Source organism: Methylobacterium mesophilicum (assembly GCF_036441335.1).
Classification (GTDB): Bacteria; Pseudomonadota; Alphaproteobacteria; order Rhizobiales; family Beijerinckiaceae; genus Methylobacterium; species Methylobacterium mesophilicum_B.
The window spans coordinates 1-19,079 of the sequence record NZ_MLBW01000017.1 but is presented as its reverse complement, the minus strand read 5'-3'; the positions used below and the strand labels follow the sequence as shown (position 1 = coordinate 19,079).

Annotated in this window: 14 protein-coding genes; 11 read left to right on the top strand and 3 right to left on the bottom strand. The window is 72.8% G+C overall.

Annotation, left to right across the window (positions count from 1 at the left end; translation table 11 throughout):
• Nucleotides 1-242: 242 nt before the first annotated feature.
• Nucleotides 243-2,021, top strand: coding sequence for a glucan ABC transporter ATP-binding protein/ permease (locus MMR14E_RS12770; RefSeq protein WP_331314768.1), 1,779 nt, complete (start codon nt 243-245; stop codon nt 2,019-2,021).
• A gap of 195 nt (nt 2,022-2,216) precedes the next feature.
• On the opposite strand, the gene MMR14E_RS12765 is transcribed toward MMR14E_RS12770, so the two are convergent.
• Nucleotides 2,217-3,089: a YihY/virulence factor BrkB family protein gene (locus tag MMR14E_RS12765; protein WP_331314767.1), complete on the bottom strand. Its 873-nt coding sequence runs from the start codon at nt 3,087-3,089 to the stop codon at nt 2,217-2,219.
• Between the two features lie 229 nt (nt 3,090-3,318).
• Between MMR14E_RS12765 and MMR14E_RS12760 the strand changes: the two genes are divergently transcribed.
• From MMR14E_RS12760 to MMR14E_RS12740, 5 genes are all read left to right on the top strand, one after another.
• A complete protein-coding gene (locus tag MMR14E_RS12760; protein WP_331314766.1) occupies nt 3,319-4,227 on the top strand; it encodes a DMT family transporter in 909 nt (302 codons plus the stop codon).
• 125 nt (nt 4,228-4,352) lie between these two features.
• Entirely contained in the window at nt 4,353-5,903 is a 1,551-nt protein-coding gene (locus MMR14E_RS12755; RefSeq protein WP_331314764.1) for an FAD-dependent oxidoreductase, read from the top strand.
• Nucleotides 5,904-6,033: 130 nt separating this feature from the next.
• Nucleotides 6,034-6,240 carry a hypothetical protein gene (locus MMR14E_RS12750; protein ID WP_331314762.1) on the top strand — a complete coding sequence of 69 codons (207 nt, stop codon included), beginning with the start codon at nt 6,034-6,036 and terminating at the stop codon, nt 6,238-6,240.
• 232 nt (nt 6,241-6,472) lie between these two features.
• Nucleotides 6,473-8,155, top strand: coding sequence for an acyl-CoA dehydrogenase family protein (locus MMR14E_RS12745; RefSeq protein ID WP_331314760.1), 1,683 nt, complete (start codon nt 6,473-6,475; stop codon nt 8,153-8,155).
• 94 nt (nt 8,156-8,249) lie between these two features.
• A complete protein-coding gene (locus MMR14E_RS12740) occupies nt 8,250-10,733 on the top strand; it encodes a putative bifunctional diguanylate cyclase/phosphodiesterase (protein ID WP_331314758.1) in 2,484 nt (827 codons plus the stop codon).
• 63 nt (nt 10,734-10,796) lie between these two features.
• Here MMR14E_RS12740 and MMR14E_RS12735 read toward each other — a convergent pair whose 3' ends face one another.
• Both MMR14E_RS12735 and MMR14E_RS12730 read right to left on the bottom strand, forming a co-directional pair.
• The gene (locus MMR14E_RS12735; RefSeq protein ID WP_012321273.1) at nt 10,797-10,973 is read right to left on the bottom strand and encodes a hypothetical protein; all 177 of its coding nucleotides are present in this window, start codon (nt 10,971-10,973) and stop codon (nt 10,797-10,799) included.
• Nucleotides 10,974-11,185: 212 nt separating this feature from the next.
• Entirely contained in the window at nt 11,186-12,451 is a 1,266-nt protein-coding gene (locus MMR14E_RS12730) for a glycosyltransferase family 4 protein (RefSeq protein ID WP_331314756.1), read from the bottom strand.
• A 144-nt stretch (nt 12,452-12,595) separates the two neighbouring features.
• Between MMR14E_RS12730 and MMR14E_RS12725 the strand changes: the two genes are divergently transcribed.
• The 5 genes from MMR14E_RS12725 to MMR14E_RS12705 form a co-directional block, all read left to right on the top strand.
• Nucleotides 12,596-13,597 carry a glycosyltransferase gene (locus tag MMR14E_RS12725; RefSeq protein WP_331314755.1) on the top strand — a complete coding sequence of 334 codons (1,002 nt, stop codon included), beginning with the start codon at nt 12,596-12,598 and terminating at the stop codon, nt 13,595-13,597.
• Nucleotides 13,598-13,928: 331 nt separating this feature from the next.
• On the top strand, nt 13,929-14,285 hold the full coding sequence (locus MMR14E_RS12720; RefSeq protein ID WP_331314754.1) for a phasin: 357 nt from the start codon (nt 13,929-13,931) through the stop codon (nt 14,283-14,285).
• Between the two features lie 352 nt (nt 14,286-14,637).
• A complete protein-coding gene (locus MMR14E_RS12715; protein ID WP_331314752.1) occupies nt 14,638-15,090 on the top strand; it encodes a hypothetical protein in 453 nt (150 codons plus the stop codon).
• 135 nt (nt 15,091-15,225) lie between these two features.
• Nucleotides 15,226-16,503, top strand: coding sequence for an N-acetylmuramoyl-L-alanine amidase (locus tag MMR14E_RS12710; RefSeq protein ID WP_331314750.1), 1,278 nt, complete (start codon nt 15,226-15,228; stop codon nt 16,501-16,503).
• A gap of 170 nt (nt 16,504-16,673) precedes the next feature.
• The coding region (locus tag MMR14E_RS12705) for a penicillin-binding protein 1A (RefSeq protein WP_331314747.1) at nt 16,674-19,079 on the top strand (2,406 nt) is incomplete at its 3' end.

Below are 19,079 nucleotides of genomic sequence, written 5' to 3'. Positions count from 1 at the left end.
CGCGCGTCCGGGACGCGGCGGGTCCGCGCTAAGCTTTGGTAAACTTTGCTGAGGCAACCGTGAAGGCGACTGTTTCGAACCTGTATCGGCCCGTCATCGCCCGTTCAGGCAGGCGCTGGCATACCCGTTTCGTACGAGGGGTTTGACTCGGATCCGGCGCCCATGCCGGCCGCGCGGACCTCCTCGGTGAAGGCGTGAGACCCGGGTCACACGGGCCGCGCCAAGGGTGGCGGAGCGGTACGATGGTTCGTCTGTACGGGCGGGTCCTGGGATTCCTGAAGGCGGAGCGGCGGCTGGCCATAGGTCTGGCCGCCACCAACGTGGTCCTGGCGATCGCGGCCTTCGCCGAGCCCCTGCTGATGGGCCGGATCATCGACCAGCTGACCCATCTCAAGCGCGGCGGCGACGCCATGGGCACGATGCTGCCCCTGCTCGCCGCCTGGGTGGCGTTCGGCTTCTTCACCATCGCGGCCGGCGTGTTCATCGCGCTCCACGCCGACCGGCTCGCCCACCGCAACCGCCTGTCGTCGATGGCGAGCTACTTCGAGCACGTCCTCGACCTGCCGCTCGCCTTCCACTCGGCCAACCATTCCGGCCGGGTCCTGAAGGCGATGCTGGAGGGCACGAACGGCATGGCGTGGCTGTGGCTCGGCTTCTTCCGCGACCACCTCGTGGCGCTGGTCTCGCTCGGCGTGCTCCTGCCGATGACCCTGTTCATCAACTGGCAGCTCGGCTCGATCCTCGTGGTGCTGGTGCTCGCCTTCACGGCGCTCACCACCTTCGTGATGCGCCGGACCGAGACGCTCCAGGGTCAGGTCGAGGAATTCAATTCCGGCCTCGCCGCCCACGCCTCGGACGCGCTGGGCAACGTCGCGGTGATCCAGTCCTTCACCCGCGCCAAGGCCGAGAAGGAGGCGATGCGCGGCATCATCACCAACCTGCTCGCCGCGCAGATCCCGGTCCTGTCCTGGTGGGCGCTGGCCAACGTGGCGACCCGCGCCTCAGCGACCATCACCATGACGGCGATCTTCGTCACCGGCATCTGGCTCTACCAGGCCGGCACCACCACGGTGGGCGAGGTCGTGGCCTTCATGAGCCTCGCCACCGCCTTCGTGGCCCGGCTCGACCACGTGGTCGGCTTCGTCAACGGCCTGTTCCAGCAGGCGCCGAAGATCGCCGAGTTCTTCGAGATCTACGACACCGTCCCGGCGGTGGCCGACCGGCCGCACGCCCGGCAGGTGGCGCGCTTCGAGGGCTCGGTGACCTTCGACGACGTCGCCTTCTCGTACGACGGCCGGCGCCAGGCGCTCGACGGTGTCTCGTTCACCGCCAAGCCCGGCGAGACGATCGCGCTGGTCGGCACCACCGGCTCGGGCAAGTCGACGACGCTCGGCCTCCTGCACCGCAGCTTCGACCCGGCCTCCGGCGCGATCCGGATCGACGGGATGGACATCCGCGACGTCGGCCTCGCCTCGCTGCGCCACAACATCGGCGTGGTGTTCCAGGAGCCGATGCTGTTCGCCCGCTCGATCCGCGAGAACCTGCAGGTCGGCTGCCCCGACGCCACCGACGCCGAGATGCTCGACGCGCTGGAGCGCGCCCAGGCCAGCGCCTTCATGGCGCGCCAGGCCGACGGGCTCGACACGGTGATCGGCGAGCGCGGCCGGTCGCTCTCGGGCGGCGAGCGCCAGCGGCTCTCGATCGCCCGGGCGCTCCTGAAGGACCCGCCGATCCTGATCCTCGACGAGGCGACCTCGGCGCTGGACGCCGCCACCGAGCGCAAGCTCCAGGGCGCCCTGGAGACCGTGATGGAGGGCCGCACCACCTTCGTGATCGCCCACCGCCTCGCGACGATCCGCGACGCCGACCGGATCCTGGTGTTCCACGAGGGCCGGATCGTCGAGGCCGGGACCTTCGACCAGCTGGTGGCCGAGGGCGGCCGCTTCGCCGAGCTCGCCCGGGCGCAGTTCATGGCTGCCCAGGCCGACGAGGAGGAGGAGGGGCTGGCGCTGGCGGCCTGAGCGCCTCCGCCCCGGCTATCCCCCGCCGGACAGGAGCCCACTTCCTCGTCCCGGGACCGCGCAGCGGGCCCGGGATCCGGAGGCGCCGACTGCCGAGATGGTGCGCCGGCAGGGATCCTGGTTTGCGGGCTCGCCTTCGGCGCGCCGGGATGACGGCGTTGAAACCCGTGCCCGGGCAGGTCGGCCCAGCGGTCGTCAGCTGTTCGCGGCGGTCCTGCGGCCCTCCATCTCGGCCCGGCGCGCCAGCATCTTCGCCTGCAGGCGGGTGCGGCGGGCTGCGATCACCGTGCCGTTGATCTCGCCGCCGAACAGGAACATGGCGGCGAGCCAGTAGAGGAAGACCAGGAACACCATCGCGGTGGCCAGCCCCCCGTAGGTCGACGCGTAGGCGTTGGAGAACCGGTCGAGGTAGTAGCCGAAGCCGAGGCCGGCGAAGAACCACAGGAGCAGCGTCACGCCGATCCCCGGCAGCACCGACAGGATCGAGCGCCGCCCGGCCGCGACGAACTTGTGGGCGATGACCAGCACGACGGCGAGCAGCAGGGCCGTGACGGCGATCCGCCCGATCGCCACCGTCAGGCTCAGGGGCTCCAGACCGGGCGCCACCAGGACGACGTTGCGCCAGATCAGCGGCCCCAGCACCACGAGCAGCGCGAAGGCCAGCATCGCGAAGGCGCCGCAGATCACGTAGCCGATCGATTCGAGGCGGGTCAGCCACCAGGGCCGGCTCTCGCGCAGGCCGTAGGCCCGGTTCAGCCCGACCCGCAGGCTCTCGACGCCCGAGGAGGAGAAGTACAGGGCGAACAGCGCGCCGAGCGTCAGCACGCCGCTGCGCTGCTCGGTGAGCACCCGGTGGACCTCGCCGACGATCGGCTTGGCGATCTCCCGCGGCCACGCATCGAAGATCAGCACCCCGGCCTCGTCGGCCAGCGACTGCGTGCCGAACAGGCCGGCGAGCGCCGCCAGCAGGATCAGGAACGGGAACAGCGAGGTCAGGCTCGAGAGCGCGATGTGGCTCGCGATCGCCCAGCCGTCGTGGGAGACGAAGCGCTGCGCGGCGACGCCCATGACCTGTAATCCGCTGCGGAGAGGTTTCACGGGTGTCCAACGATCCTCGATCGCGCGATCCTCGGGGCGCTCCTCCCGGAGGGAGGCCCGCCGATGAACGGCGCCCGCACCCGCGCGTCAACGCCGCCGGCGCGCTCTGGTCCCGATCGGCCGCCGGTGACGCGTCCGCGCCACGCCGGTGCCTGTCGCGCCGGGCGGGCGAGATCACCGTTGCGCCGGCCGCGCCGGCATGCTCCGTCCGGCGGCCATGCCGCTGCTCTCACGCCCGTCGACGCTCGCGTCCGGCGCCCTCCCGGCGCTGTTCATCCCGATCTGGGCCACGGGCTTCATCTCCGCGCGGGCGGTGGTGCCGCACGTCGATCCGCTCGCCTTCACGGCCGTCCGCTTCACGGCCGTCGCCCTGGTCCTGGCCCTGATCGCCGCGGCCTCCCGGGTGCGCTGGCCGGGGGACCGGGCGGGGTGGCGCGACCCGGTCATCGCGGGTTTCCTGATGCAGGGGGTCTACCTGTCGGGCGTCTTCTGGGCGGTGAGCCACGGGCTGCCGGCCGGCATCGCGGCGCTCGTCGGCAGCCTCCAGCCGCTGCTCACCGCGCTCCTGGCGCAGCCGCTGCTGGGCGAGCGGGTCAGCGGCCGGCGGGCGCTCGGGATCCTCATGGGATTCGTCGGCACCGGCCTCGTGCTCGCCCCGAAGCTCGGCGCCACGGACCCGTCCGGGATCCCGCCTGCGGCGCTGGCCGTCAGCCTCCTGGCGGTGCTGGCGCTGACCCTCGGGACGCTCTGGCAGAAGCGCACCGGCGGCCGGGTCGATCTCCTGGCCGGCGCGACCCTCCAGTTCGTCGGCGGCATGGCCTGTGCCATCCCGCTGGCGCTCGCCTTCGGCGGCGCCGCGTTCGACCCGGCGCCGGCCCTGTGGCTCGGCCTCGGCTGGGCGGTCCTGGTCAACTCGGTCGCGGGGATCCTGCTGCTGCTCGTGCTGATCCGGCGGGGGGCGGTGGCGGGCGTCGCCGCCCTGTTCTTCCTCGTGCCGCCGGTCGCGGCGGTCCTCGGCTACCTGCTGTTCGGCGAGGTGCTCACAGCCGTGCAGGGCGCCGGCATGGCCCTCGCCGCCCTCGGCGTGGCGGTGGCGAGCCGCGGCTGAGCTTGCCGCTGAGGCCCGCGCCGGGTCCGACGCCCCTGCGACGGAAGGCGCGGAAACCCTTCGCGCCGTCGCGGTTTGGTGCGCGCGGGCCGGATCGGCCCGGGCCGGCAGCGCGCGAGGCGAGGATGAACCAGGACAAGCCCCGCGAGATCCGCCTCGCCCTCGACGCGATCCCGCTCGGCGGCAAGGCCGAGGGCAAGGCCGGCGACGACGCCGTGCTGTTCGTGCGCGACGCCGACGGGGTGCGCGCCTTCCAGGCGAAGTGCCCGCATCTCGGGGCACCGCTGGCCAAGGGCGAGATCTGCGGCGGCCGGCTCTACTGTCCCTGGCACAAGGCGGCCTTCGCGGTCGCCGACGGCGGCCTGGAGGAGCCGCCGGCGCTGGAATCGCTCACCCGCTATCCCGTCCGGATCGAGGGCGGCGAGGCGGTGGCGACGCTGACCCCCGAGCCGGCCCCGGCGCGAAAGGCCGAGACCCCGGTCGGGACGGTCCTGATCGTCGGCACCGGCGCGGCGGCCGCGGCCTGCGTCACCGCGCTCCGGCGCGCGGGCTTCGCGGGGGCGATCACGATGGTCGGCCGCGAGGGCCACCCGCCCTACGACCGCACCAAGCTGTCCAAGCAGTTCCTGGCGAAGCCGACTCCGGCGGAGAAGACCCTGCTGGAGCCGGACTTCGCCGCCGCCCACCGGGTCGAGCGCGTCGAGGCCGAGGCGACGCGGATCGACCCGGCCCGCCGCAGCGTCGCGCTGGCGGACGGGCGCACGCTCACCGCCGACGCGCTGCTGATCGCCACCGGCAGCCGCGCCGTGGTGCCCGACTTCGAGGGCCGGGACCTCGACGGCGTGATGACCCTGCGCAGCCTCGACGACGCGGTGCGGCTCAGCGCCGCGGCGGAGCACGCCCGGCGGGTGGTGGTGATCGGCGCGGGCTTCATCGGCCTGGAGGCGGCGGCCTTCCTGACCAAGCGCGGCCTGTCGGTGACGGTCCTGTCCCGGGAGGAGGTCCCCTTCGCCAAGCGGTTCGGCGAGGCCGTGGGCGCGGCGCTGAAGCGCTACCACGCCGGCAACGGCGTGACCTTCGTCACGGGCAGCGTCGCGCGGATCGCCGGCACCGGCTCCGTCGAGGCGGTCGAGACCGAGGCCGGGGCGCGGCTCCCGGCCGATCTCGTGCTGATCGGCGCCGGCGCCGCGCCGGAGACCGGGATCGTCGCCGGGGCGGAGCCCGACGAGACCGGCGGCCTCCCGGTCGGCGCCGACCTGAGGCTCGCCGACAACGTCTGGGTCGCGGGCGACATCGCGGCCTTCCCGGAGCGCGGCAGCGGCGTCACGGCGCGGATCGAGCACTGGCGGCTGGCGCAGCAGCACGGGACGCACGTCGCCCGGGCGATGCTCGGCGCCGAAGGCGCCTTCGCGGGCGCGCCGTTCTTCTGGAGCAACCAGGGCGACAAGCGCCTCGATTACGGCGGCTACGCGCCGGATTTCGAGCGGATCATCCTGCAGGGCGACCCGGCGGCGCTCGACTTCATCGCCTACTACGTCCGCGACGGCCGCGCGGTGGCCGCCTGCAGCATCGGCCGCAACCCGGCCTTCACGGCGTTCCTCCACCTGCTGGGCGAGGGGCGCGTGCCCGGCCCCGACGCGATCGAGTCCGGCGCCGATCTCGCCGCTCTGGTGTGACGGCCCGGCGGGATCGGCGCGGGATCGGCGCGACATCGGGGCGGCCGGGCGGATGGAACCAGGTGCGGCGGTCCCACTTTCGGTAGACGCCGCCCGCCGTCTCGAGAGCCGGGCCCGCACGGGAGGCCCCATGAACCAGATCATCGTCGTCGCCCTCATCTGCGCCGCCTCTGTCCAGGCGCCGGACTGCTCGCGCGAGACCGCCATCGACGTCGTCACCGGCCCGGCCCACACGCTCCAGGAATGCCTCGTCCAGGGACCGGTCCTGGCGGCCAATTCCGGCTTCAAGGGCGAGGACGGGGCCTACGTGAAGACGCGCTGCGAGCAGAGGCGCTGAGCGGATCCGGTCCCGCGCCCAGCTTTCGGCGGGCGGAATGCGCGATCATCAATGTCCGGACATGTGCGCGTCGCCGCGCCGGTCCAGCCTCGACTTCGCAGGGCTGCGCGCCGGCCCGCCAGGGTCGGTATTCAACTTGAGTTCAAGGCGGGCCAAACGAAATCTGCTTCGGCTCCGGACCGCGACGGGTTAAAAGAGCCGATCCAAGAAGACGCCACGCGAGCCAAAAACCATGTCCGCATCCCCCGCCATCCAGACCGAGCCGCAGGATATCGCCGCCCTCGCCAAGGCCGCCGGCGCGAGCGCCAAGGCCCTCGTCGCGGAGGCCACCCGCCGGGTCCGCACGCGGATCCTCGGGACGGACGGGCGGATCGACGCGGCCAAGCTCGAGAGCCAGCAGCACGCCGCCCACGGGCTCGCGTGGCTCGCGACCTACGCGGAGGCGGTGAACGAGCTCGGCGGCTACGCCGAGCGCCTGCAGGCCGAGGGCCGGTTCGGTGAGACCGAGGCGCTCCTCGTCCGGATCGGCGCCGGGGAGTATCTCGACCAGCTGTTCTCCGGCATCCCGATGAGCCAGGGCGAGATGGTCCGCCTCACCGGGTCGCTCGGCCTCTCCGCCAAGGAGGTGGCCCAGTACCGCACGGACGCGGTCGAGACCCTGATCGCCGAGGGCAACACGCCCGAGAACCGCGCCGCCCTGGTGGCGCAGATGCGCGACGGCGGCGGCTCGGCGACCGTCGGCGCCTCGGGCCTCGACGAGGACATGGAGGCGATCCGCTCCGAGATGCGCCGCTTCGGCAAGGCCGAGGTGGTCGATCAGGCGCACGAGTGGCACCTGAAGAACGCCTACATCCCGATGGAGATCGTGCAGAAGATGGCCGAACTCGGCGTCTTCGGCCTGACGATCCCCGAGGAGTACGGCGGCATGGGCCTGCCGAAGACCGCCATGTGCGTGGTCTCGGAGGAGCTGTCCCGCGCCTATATCGGCGTCGGCTCGCTGGGCACCCGCTCGGAGATCGCCGCGGAGCTGATCCTGTGCGGCGGCACCGAGGAGCAGAAGCAGCGCTTCCTGCCGAAGATCGCCAGCGGCGACATCCTGCCCACCGCCGTCTTCACCGAGCCGAACACGGGTTCGGACCTCGCGAGCCTGCGCACCCGCGCGGTGAAGGAGGGCGACACCTGGAAGATCACCGGCAACAAGACCTGGATCACCCACCCGGTCCGGGCCGACATCATGACGGTGCTCGTCCGGACCAAGCCCGAGGAGAAAGGCCACAAGGGCCTCTCCATGCTGATCGCCGAGAAGCCCCGCGGCACCGACGGGGAGCCCTTCCCGGTCGAGGGCCTGTCGGGCGGCGAGATCGAGGTGCTCGGTTACCGCGGCATGAAGGAGTACGAACTCGCCTTCGAGGGCTTCGCGGTGCCGGGCGGCAACCTGCTCGGCGAGGTCGAGGGCAAGGGCTTCGCCCAGCTGATGCAGACCTTCGAGTCGGCCCGCATCCAGACCGCGGCGCGGGCCATCGGCGTCGCCCAGTCGGCCCTCGACGTCGGCCTGCGCTACGCCGAGGAGCGGGTCCAGTTCGGCAAGGCGCTGGTGAACTTCCCCCGGGTGGCCGACAAGCTCGCCATGATGGCGGTGGAGATCAACATCGCCCGCCAGCTCACCTACTTCTCGGCCCGCGAGAAGGACGAGGGCAAGCGCTGCGACCTGGAGGCCGGGATGGCCAAGCTGCTCGGCGCCCGCGTCGCCTGGGCGGCCGCCGACAACGCCCTCCAGATCCACGGCGGCAACGGCTTCGCGCTCGAGTACCCGGTGAGCCGGATCCTGTGCGACGCCCGCATCCTCTCGATCTTCGAGGGCGCCGCGGAGATCCAGGCCCAGGTGATCGCCCGCCGGCTGCTCGAAACCGCCTGAAAGCCCAGCTAGATCTGGGGAATAGTGCGTATCTTGGGATTATAAGTCGGCATATGAACCCGGCTTAAACGAAGTCCCTGCTTCCTGGCGCCCGGTGAACAACTGGGGCGGCTCGGTGAGCGCGCAGCGAGACGACGGACAGACGGGCAAGAGCCTCCTCCGGCACTGGCAGGATTGCCGGACGCCGGGGGCGCCGATCCCGTCCTACGAGGCCGTCGTGCTCGGGAGACTCGGCCGCCTCGCCGACCGGGCCGCCCTGGTGACGACCCGCGACGGGCGGGCCGCCCGGATCCTCTGGGCGGGCCAGGCCTTCGGTGCCTGGCTCGCGGACGGCGCGGACGGCCTGTCGGCCGGGACCCTGCCGGTCGACGCGCTCCCGATCGAGTTGCGCGAGCCCGTCGACGAGATGGTGGCGGCCGCCCGCGCGTCCGGCCAGCCCGCCTACGCCCGGTGCGACCGCCTCGCCGCCGGGGTCGTGACCTCGACCCGCCTCGTCGGCGTGCCCCTGGGCAACCGCTGGGGCGAGCCGTTCGTGCTGGTCGGGTTCGACGGGGCGAGCGTCCGGACCGAGCTGGTCCAGGCGCTGTTCACCGCCACCGACCAGGGCATCCTGGCCCTCAGCACGGTCCGGGACGCCGCGGGCCGGCCGGTCGATTTCAAGATCGTCGCCCTCAACCGCGGTGCCGAGCGCCTGCTGGAGCGACCCGCCGCCGCCCTGCAATGGCAGCGCGTGGGCCAGCTCTTCCCGGGGGCGGTCACCGCGCGGACGATCGCGACGCTCGCCGCCATGGTCGAGCGGGGCGGGCGCTCGGCCTTCGAGCTGAGCCGTCCCCGGTCCGACGGCGGCACGCTCTACCTCAAGGTCGAGGCCGGCTGCGTCGGCGACCTCCTCTCGGTCACCATGACGGATGTCGGCGACATCAAGGCCCGGGAGGCGTCGTTCCGGCTCCTGTTCGAGAACAACCCCGTGCCGATGTGGGTCGTGGCCGACGCGCGCGACCGCTTCCTGGCGGTGAACGACGCGGCCGTCGCCCATTACGGCTACAGCCGCGAGCAGTTCCTGAGCCGGGCGCCGGCCGACCTCGCCATCGCGGCCGAGGAGGCGACCGGGCTCGGCCCGCCCTCCGCCGCCGGCTCGCTCCACCGCCGCGCCGACGGCTCGGCGATCGAGGTCTCCCTGTTCCGGCGGGCGATGCCGTTCGAGGGGCGGCAGGCCGTGCTCGAGGCCGCCATCGACATGACCGAGCGGCGCCGGGCCGAGGCCCGCATCGCCCACATGGCCCATCACGACGCGCTCACCGGGCTGCCGAACCGCGTGCTGTTCCGCGACCGCCTCGCCGAGGCGATCGCCCGCCACGCCCGGGACGGCGAGGAGGCGGTGCTGCTCTGCCTCGACCTCGACAAGTTCAAGATCGTCAACGACACGCTGGGCCACCCGGTCGGCGACGCGCTGCTGCGCGAGGCGGCCGAGCGGATCGCCGGCTGCCTGCGCAAGGACGACCTCGTGGCCCGGCTCGGCGGCGACGAGTTCGCCATCCTGGTGCGCGGGATGGATCTCCCGGCGCTGGTCGACGGGCCGATCGCCCGGGTGATCGCCGAGCTCGGCCGGCCCTTCCGCCTGGAGGGTCAGGACTGCCACATCGGCACCAGCATCGGCGTCGCCTGCCTGCCCCGGGACGGCACCGATCCCGAGACGCTGATGAAGAACGCCGACCTCGCCCTGTACCGGGCGAAGGCCGAGGGCGGCGGGACCTTCCGGTGCTTCGAGCCGGAGATGGATGCCTGGGTGCAGGCGCGGCGGCGGCGCGAGAACGAGCTGCGCGAAGCCTTCGCCCGCGGCCAGTTCTCGCTGGTCTACCAGCCGCTCGTGGACGCCCGCGCCGACCGGATCCTCGCCTTCGAGGCGCTGCTGCGCTGGCACCACCCGGAGCACGGCCCGGTCTCGCCGGCCGAGTTCGTGCCGCTCGCCGAGGAGACCGGCCTGATCGTGCCGATCGGCGCCTGGGTGATGCAGACCGCCTTCGCCGAGGCGGCGACGTGGCCGGAGACGATCCGGCTCGCCGTGAACCTGTCGCCGATCCAGTTCCGCAACCGCACCCTGGTCGAGACCGTGCGCGGCGCGCTCGCCGCCACGGGCCTCGACCCGCGGCGCCTCGAGCTGGAGATCACCGAATCGGTCCTGCTCGCCGACAGCACGGCCAATCTCGCGACGCTGCACGCGCTGCGGGACATGGGGATCCGGATCGCGATGGACGATTTCGGGACGGGCTATTCCAGCCTGAGCTACCTGCGCAGCTTCCCGTTCGACAAGATCAAGCTCGACCGCTCCTTCGTGAGCCAGGTCGGGGAGAACACCCACTGCACGGCGATCGTGCGGGCGGTGGCGAGCCTTGGCACCAGCCTCGGCATCGCGACCACCGCCGAGGGCGTCGAGACCGCCGAGCAGCTCGCGATGCTCCGCGCGGAGGGCTACGACGAGGTCCAGGGCTTCCTGTTGAGCCGCGCGGTCCCGGGCCCCGAGGCCCGCCGCCTGATCGAGCGCGGGCGGGCGGCGGTCCCGGACGACCGGGCGGCCTGACGCCGCCCGGCCCGCGCCGGTTCCGCGGGCCTACTGCGGGCCTACTGCGGGCCTACTGCGGGCCTACTTGGTGATCTTCACCGAGACCGGGTCGCTCGACGGGAAGGTCTCCTCGAGGGCGTCGTCCAGGCGCTCGTTCAGCTTCTCCTGCTTGTTGTCGGGATTCTTGGCGTCGCCCGGCTTGGCGCTGCCCTGCTGGAAGCCCGGCTTGGTCTCGTTCGGCTTGTGGGTCTCGGCCATGTCGCTCGCTCGTCGGTGACGGAGGCACGCAAGGGTGCCGGTGCGCAACAACGCGGGGGCGGGCGGGTGTTTCCGATCTTTCCGGCCTGATCGGTGTGCGCCGTCCTCGCGAGCGCGGCGAAGCGACCCCGGGACGGCGCCACGGGGCGAGGCGTCCCGCTGCCCCGGATTGCTTCGCCGCGCTCGCGAGGACGCGCGCACCGGAATCGTCGTCAGGCGGTGGCGAGCGGTCGCCCGAGGGGGCCGCGGGCCGGTGCGCGGGCCGCGGCCTCGCGCAGCACCGTCCCGTAGACGGCCTCGAGGCGGTCGAGATGGGCGTCCAGGGTCAGGGGCGCGGCCCAGTAGCGCTCGTGGGCGGCCCGGCCCATCCGGGCGGCGAGACCGTCGTCGGTCAGGCGGCGCAGATGCGCGGCGAGATCGTCCGGGTCGCCCGAGCGGAACCAGAAGCCGGTCTCGCCGTCGGCCACCGCCTCGCGGCCCGCGCAGGCGTCGCTGACGATCACCGGCGCGCCGCAGGCCAGGGCCTCGTAGACGGTGAGCGGCTGGCCCTCGTACCAGACGCTCGGGAAGACCAGCGCCCGGGCCCGCCGCATCAGCGCCTGCACGGCCGCGGCGTCGCGCCAGCCGAGCATCACCGCCTCGGGATAGCGCGCGGCGAGCTCGGCCCGCTCGGGGCCGTCGCCCACGAAGGCCGCCCGCACCCCCGCCCGCCGGGCCGCCTCGGCGAAGATCGGCGCGCCCTTCTCGGTGGAGATCCGCCCGACGAACAGGAAGTCGCCCGGCGGGCCGTCGTGAACCGGCGCCCGCGCCACCGCGATGGGATTGTCGACCCGGTGGAAGGCGGTGCCGCGGGGCAGGAGCGGCCGCACGACGCTCTCCTGCAGGTCGCTGATCGTGATGACGTGGGCGAACAGCTCCGGCAGCCGGGCCACGTGGGCGAGGCCGGCATGGCGCACCATCCGGGCCACCTTGCGCGGGTAGCTGCGCGCGTCGCAGTTCGCCACGATGCAGGCCGGCGACATCGGGGTGCGGTGGCAGATCTGCTGCGCCGGGTAGGCGTAGAAGCCGCCGGTCGGGCAGACGAGGAAGAACTCGTGCATCGTGTAGAGGCAGGGCAGCCCGGAGGCCCGGAGCGCCGTTCCGATCGACGGCGACAGCGCCTTGGCGAAGGCGTGGACGTGGACCAGCGTGTCGCGGGGATCGCAGGCGGCGAGTTCCGCCGCCAGGGCGCGGCAGGCCGGCCCGTTCCAGATCGCCTGGGCCGCGAAGGCGAGCTTGCTGCGCGCGGTGGTCACGTCGTCGTGGTCCAGGCAGACCACCCGGATGCCGGCCAACTCCAGCCGCGGATCGACCGGGCCGACCGCGGCGAACAGGCTGACGCGGATCCCCCGGGCGGCGAGCCCCAGGGCGGATTCGATGGCCACCTTGGCCTGGCCGCCGTTGATCGCGGCGTGGTCTGCGACGAGGACGACGTGCACGTCAGGACTTCCGCCGCTGCGATCCGGGTCCGGGATCTGTATCCGGCCGCGGTTGATCGCCCGTAAACCGGTCTGCCCCATCCTCCCGGCCTGCGAGACCGATCGGCACCGATCGGGGCCGACGCGATCCCCGGGAGGGTCACCATGCACGTCGTGATCCTGGCCGAGTTCGCGGCCGCCAGCGGCGGGGCCGAGAAGGTCGCGCTGGAATCGGCCCGCGGGCTCGCCGAGGCGGGCCTCGCCGTCACCTACATCCAGGCGATCCCGGGCCCCGTCGACCCGCTCCTCGACCATGCCGGCATCCGCCGGATCGACCTGGGCCTGCCGGACATCTGGTCGCTCGGCGCCGCGCGGGCGGCCGCCGCCGGGATCTGGCACGCGGCCGCCGGCGTCGCCCGCGCCACGGCGCTGCGGCAGGTCGTCGGCCGGGCGGGCCGACGCCGCCCGCTCCACGTCGTCCATGTCTGCGACGCCAGCCGGGAGCGGCTGGGCGCCCTCCTCGGCGGCTACGCCCTGACGCATCACCGGGTCGACAATCCCGTCCGGCTCCCGGACGGGCCGGCGGCCGAGCCCGCTCGCGGCGACGCGATCGCCTATGTGGGGCGCCTCACCCGCGAGAAGGGCGCCGACCTCGTGGCCGACGCCGCCCGCGCCGCGGGGCTCCCGGCCCTGTTCATCGGCGCCGGCCCCCTGGAGGCGGAGCTGCGCGCCCGGGACGGCGTGGAGGTGATCGGGTGGCAGAGGCCCGAGGCGGTCTGGACCACCCTCCGGGCCCGTGCCCGGGCGCTGGCCGCGCCGTCCCGCTGGTACGAGACCGGGCCGCTCACGGTCTACGAGGCCCTGGCGGCCGGCATCCCGGTCGTGGCCTCCGACCGCTCCGGCGCCGCCGAGAAGGTGCGGCACGGCCGGACCGGCTTCGTGGTCGCGCCGGCGATCGGCCCCCTCGCCGAGGCGTTCGGGGCGCTCCGGGACGACGCCCTGGCGGGAGCCCTCGGGGCGGAGGCGGCCCGGCTCTCCCGGGCGGCGCCGATGGGCCTGGAGCCGCACGCGGCGGCGCTCCGCGCGCTCTACGCCCGGCTGGCCGAGTCGGCGGCTGGTGGTGCGACGCAGCATCGGCCAGCGCTCGCCCTGTCGCACCGACCCTGACGAGCGCGGTGATATTTGGCATGCCAGAAGAATTCACGATCCGTTCGCGCGCCTCTGGACAGCGAGATAGTTTTTTGCAAAGCGGGTCGCCGCCGAAATGAGCAATCTTGGCGGTCCGTTTCAACGGCGCAGCTTGATCGCAACCTGCTATCGGGTCGCACTCGCGATTCGATGACTTCGCGAGACCGTTGAACCGGCATTTTATCGGGCTTCCGGGTGCGCGTTTGCCCTCCGAACCTGCACTTGACTTCTTGTTGCGGTGCAACATATAGAGGGGCGTCAACGCGGACGCGTGCGGCGTCCCGCTCCAAGGATGACGCTGGAGACATCGATGCAGACCCCGAACTTCGAGATCCCGACCGAGATGCGCGACTTCGCCGACAAGAGCGTCGATCAGGCTCGGACCGCCGTCGGCACCATGATGGCGAACGCCGTGAAGGCCGCCGAGCAGGTCCAGGCCTCGGGCCAGACCTTCCAGGCGACCCTCAGCGCCGCGGTCGCGAAGGGGTTCGATCACGCGCAGGCCAACGCCAACGCGACCTTCGACTTCGCCCAGAAGCTGGTGCGCACGAAGGACCTCCGCGAGGCGTTCGAGCTCCAGTCCGAGTTCGTCCGCAGCCAGTTCGCCGCCCTCCAGGCCCAGGCCAAGGATTACGGCGCCCTCGCGCAGAACGCCGCCGCCCGCTGAGGCCGGCCGCCCCGATCCGCGATCGGGGCTCGAAGACCGGGATCCGGTGGGCCGCCGAGGGCTCGCCGGATCCCTCGCTCTGACGCCCGGGCGTCACGGGCCCGGCGCCGACACCGCCGGCGAGCCGGCCGCGCACGACCTCCGGCCGCCGCCCCGTCGGGACGGGCCGACGCCGACAGGAGGAGATCGCGCGATGGGAAAGCCGCGTCGACCGAGGAGCCGTCCCGCCGGGACGCCCCAGCCGTTGCAGGACGCGTCGGCCACCCCCGAGATCCAGGCCGCGGACGCCGCGAGCCCGGCGGATCGACCCGCCACGGCGACGGACCGGTCCGTCGAGGCTCTCGGAGCAGCGATGTTCGACACGACGCCCGACGCGGCGTCCGAATTCTCTGCCGAATCCTCCGCTGAAGCGACGCCCGCCGGCGCGGTCGACGTCCCGTCCGACGTGGTGGCAGAGGCCGCCGAGACCACGTTCGAGACCGACTCCGAAGCCGGAACCGGGGCGGCGAGCGACATCGCCCTCGCGCCGGCGGCGATCGCCGGTCCAGGCCTCGCCACGGCCGCGAACCGAATCGTCTTCGCCCCCGACCGCCTCGACGTCGTCGAGATCGGCTCGATCATCGCCCGCTACGTGCGCGGCGAGAGTGAGGCCGCCGTCGCGCATCTGCGGGCGCTCTCGGGCGCCCGCTCGCCGGCCGACGTCATCCGCCTGCAGGTCGGCGAGGTCCAGCGGGCCGCCGACGCGTCCCTGACCTGCTGGGTCACGGTGGTCGGGCAGACGAGCCGGGTGGTCGCGTACCGCTGAGGCGCCGGCGCCGGGACCTGGGACTTGTCGCATCCCGGCCACAAGGCCGTCCGGATCGAACCCGCGGCGGCAACCTCCCGTTAACCAAGCCGGTCCCATGCCTTAACGGAGGGCACGGGAGACGACACCGGACCGATGCCGAACCGCGCGCGCCTGATCCGTTCCGCATGGCTCCGCCTCGCCGTCGCGCTGCTGCCGGCGCTGGCGGGAGCGCCGGCTGCCGCGCAGAACCCGGCGGCCGCGCCGGGCGGCGAGAAGCCGGCCGTCGCCATCGGGGCCGACCTCGCGAGCCAGGCCGGCACGACGCGCCTGACCCTGACGCTGTCCCGGTCCGTGGAGGCCCGCGGCTTCGTGATGGAGCGGCCCGACCGGGCGGTGATCGACCTGCCCGAGGTCAACTTCCAGCTCGATTCGGGGACCGGCAGCCGCCGCGACGGCCTCGTGCAGAGCTTCCGCTACGGCCTGTTCGCGCCCGGACGGTCGCGCATCGTGATCGACCTCACCGCGCCCGCCACGGTCGGCCGGATCGAGACCGCGACGCGGCCGCGCGACGGCGCGGTGCTGCTCACGATCCCGCTCCAGCGCGCCGACCGCGACGCCTTCCGCAAGGCCGCCGCCACCGCCGATCCCGCCCCCGCCCAGGCCCGCGCCGCGCCGCCGGAGCCCGCCGACCAGCGGCCGCTGATCATGGTCGATGCCGGCCACGGCGGCACCGATCCCGGCGCCATCGCGGTGGGCGGCGTGTTCGAGAAGGACATCGTGTTCGGCTTCGCCCAGGCCCTCGTGGCGAGGCTGGAGGCGGGCGGCCGCTACCGGGTCCGGATGACCCGCGACCGCGACGTGTTCGTGCCGCTGGCCGAGCGGGTGCGCCTCGCCCGCGACGCCAGGGCCGACCTGTTCGTGTCGATCCACGCGGACTCGATCTCGGCGGCGCCCCAGGTGAGCGGCGCCACGATCTACACCAATTCCGAGAAGGCCACGGACGCCGAATCCGCCAAGCTCGCCGAGCGCGAGAACCGGGCCGATGCCGCCGCGGGCGTCGACGCCGCCGAGGCGCCGCCGGACATCGCCGACATCCTGCAGGAGCTGACCCTGCGCGAGACGCGGGGCTTCTCGTCGGGCTTCGCCCGCACGCTGATGGGCCAGCTCGCCCCCGTGATGAAGATGAGCGCCAAGCCCCACCGGGAGGCGCGCTTCGTGGTGCTGCGCTCCCCCGACGTGCCGAGCGTGCTCGTGGAACTCGGCTACCTCTCCAGCAAGCGCGACCTGGAGATGCTGCAATCGCCGGAGTGGCGGGCCGACGTCACCGGCTCCATGGCCAAGGCGATCGACCAGTTCTTCACCAACCGCGCCACGCTCGGCCGGCCGGCCCCGACGCGCCGCGCGGCGGCCGCCGCCCCAGTTTCACCATAGATAGAGTGTCGATACGGGACGTCCGACGCCCCGTCGCACGGCCGCCGAAACCGGCATTCCGAGGGGGTCTCACGGGACCGTCCGGGGGCCGGCCGCGCAGCGCGCGGATTGCACGCGCCGGATGAGCCGATTCCGGCATTCGGCCGGGCCAGCGACGAGCGGAACACCGGATGCGTCTGATCCTCCGTTTCTTTGGGATCCTGTTCAGCGCCGCCGCGGTGCTGTTCATGGTCGGCGCGGCGGTGGGTGGCTACTTCTACTGGAAGTACAGCCAGGACCTGCCCGACCACGCCGCGCTCTCCAATTACGAGCCGCCGGTGATGACCCGCGTCCACGCGGCGGACGGCTCGCTGCTGGCCGAGTACGCCCGCGAGCGCCGGCTGTACCTGCCGATCCAGGCGATGCCGAAGATCGTCGTCGCGGCCTTCCTGTCGGCCGAGGACAAGAACTTCTACAAGCACGGCGGCATCGACCCCGAGGGGATCGTGCGGGCCTTCCTGACCAACGCCAAGTCGGGCAAGCGGCAGGGCGCCTCGACCATCACCCAGCAGGTCGCCAAGAACTTCCTGCTCTCCTCCGAGCAGACCTACGACCGCAAGATCAAGGAGGCGCTGCTGGCGCTCCGGATCGAGGCGGCCTACTCGAAGGACAAGATCCTCGAGCTCTACCTCAACGAGATCTTCCTCGGCACGATCGTGCCCGGCCGCAACCTGCACGGCGTCGCGGCGGCCGCGCTCGACTATTTCGGCAAGTCGGTCCACGAGCTGACCATCAACGAGGCGGCCTACCTCGCCGCCCTGCCGAAGGGGCCGAACAACTACCACCCCTACCGCAAGACCCAGGCGGCCCTCGACCGCCGCAACGAGATCATCCGCCTGATGGCGGAGAACGGCTACATCACCCGCGAGGAGGCGGATGCCGCCAAGAAGATGCCGCTCGGCGTCAACCCGCGCGTCGCCTTCCCGAACGCCGCCAACGCCAACTACTTCACCGAGGAGGTCCGCCGCGAGATCTCCGAGCGCTACGGCGAGAAGAAGCTCTACGAGGGCGGCCTCTCGGTGCGCACGACCCTCGACCCGAAGATGCAGGCCTGGGCCCGCAAGGCGCTGGTCGACGGCCTCGTGCGCTACGACCAGGCCCATGGCTGGCGCGGTCCGGTCACCAAGGTCGACCTGACCGGGCGCGACTGGGGCATGGCGGCGGCCGAGGTCCCGGCGCTCGGCGACGTGGCGCCCTGGCGGCTCGCCGTGGTGCTGGGCAACGGCGGCGGCGGCGTGCAGATCGGCCTGCAGCCCCGGCGCGAGGCCTCCGGCCAGGTCGGCAAGGACCGCGAGACCGGCGTGATCGTCCCCGAGGGCATGCGCTGGGCCGGCCGCGCCAATCTCCAGCCCGGCGACATGGTCTACGTCGAGGCGATGGACGGCGGCCGCGGCCAGTTCCGCCTGCGCCAGAAGCCCGAGGTGTCCGGCGCCATCGTGGCCATGGACCCGAATACCGGCCGCGTGCACGCGATGGTCGGCGGCTTCTCGTACGACGAGTCCGAGTTCAACCGCGCCACCCAGGCGATGCGCCAGCCCGGCTCCTCGTTCAAGCCGATCGTCTACTCGGCGGCGCTGGACAACGGCTACACGCCCGCCTCGATCATCCAGGACACCCCGATCACCATCGAGGCCGGCCCCGGCCAGGAGGCCTGGACGCCCTCGAACTACGACGGCAAGTCGGGCGGCCCGCACACCCTGCGCTACGGCATCGAGCACTCGAAGAACCTGATGACGGTCCGGCTCGCCAAGGATGTCGGCATGCCGCTCATCGCCGAGTACGCCCGCCGCTTCGGCGTCTACGACGACATGCTGCCGGTGCTGCCGATGTCGCTCGGCGCGGGCGAGACCACGGTGATGCGCATGGTCACCGCCTACTCGATGCTGGCCAACGGCGGCCGCCGCATCCGGCCGACCCTGATCGACCGGATCCAGGACCGCATCGGCGAGACGATCTACCGGCACGACAACCGCAAGTGCATCGGCTGCGACGCCGAGAAGTGGTCGGGCCAGGACGAGCCGAAGCTGGTGGACGATTCCGAGCAGGTGCTCGACCCGCTGACCGCCTACCAGATGGTCTCGATCATGGAGGGCGTGGTCCAGCGCGGCACCGCCACGATCCTGAAGCAGATCGGCAAGCCGCTCGCCGGCAAGACCGGCACCACCAACGACGCCAAGGACGCGTGGTTCGTGGGCTTCTCGCCGGACCTGGCGGTCGGCATCTATATCGGCTTCGACAAGCCCCGCTCGCTCGGCGACCGCGCCACCGGCGGCGGGCTGGCGGCGCCGATCGCCCTGGAGTTCCTCAAGACGGCCCTCAAGGACAAGCCGCCGACGCCGTTCCGCGTGCCCCCGGGGATCAAGCTGATCCGCATCAACCTCGCGAGCGGCACCCGCGCCGGCTCGGGGGAGGGCGCCGGGACGATCCTGGAGGCGTTCAAGCCCGGCACCGCGCCGCCGGATTCCTACTCGGCGCCGTCCTCCTCGGGCGGCGGCGGCCAGGCGGCCGCGCCCGCGGCGGTCGCGCCCGATCCCGAC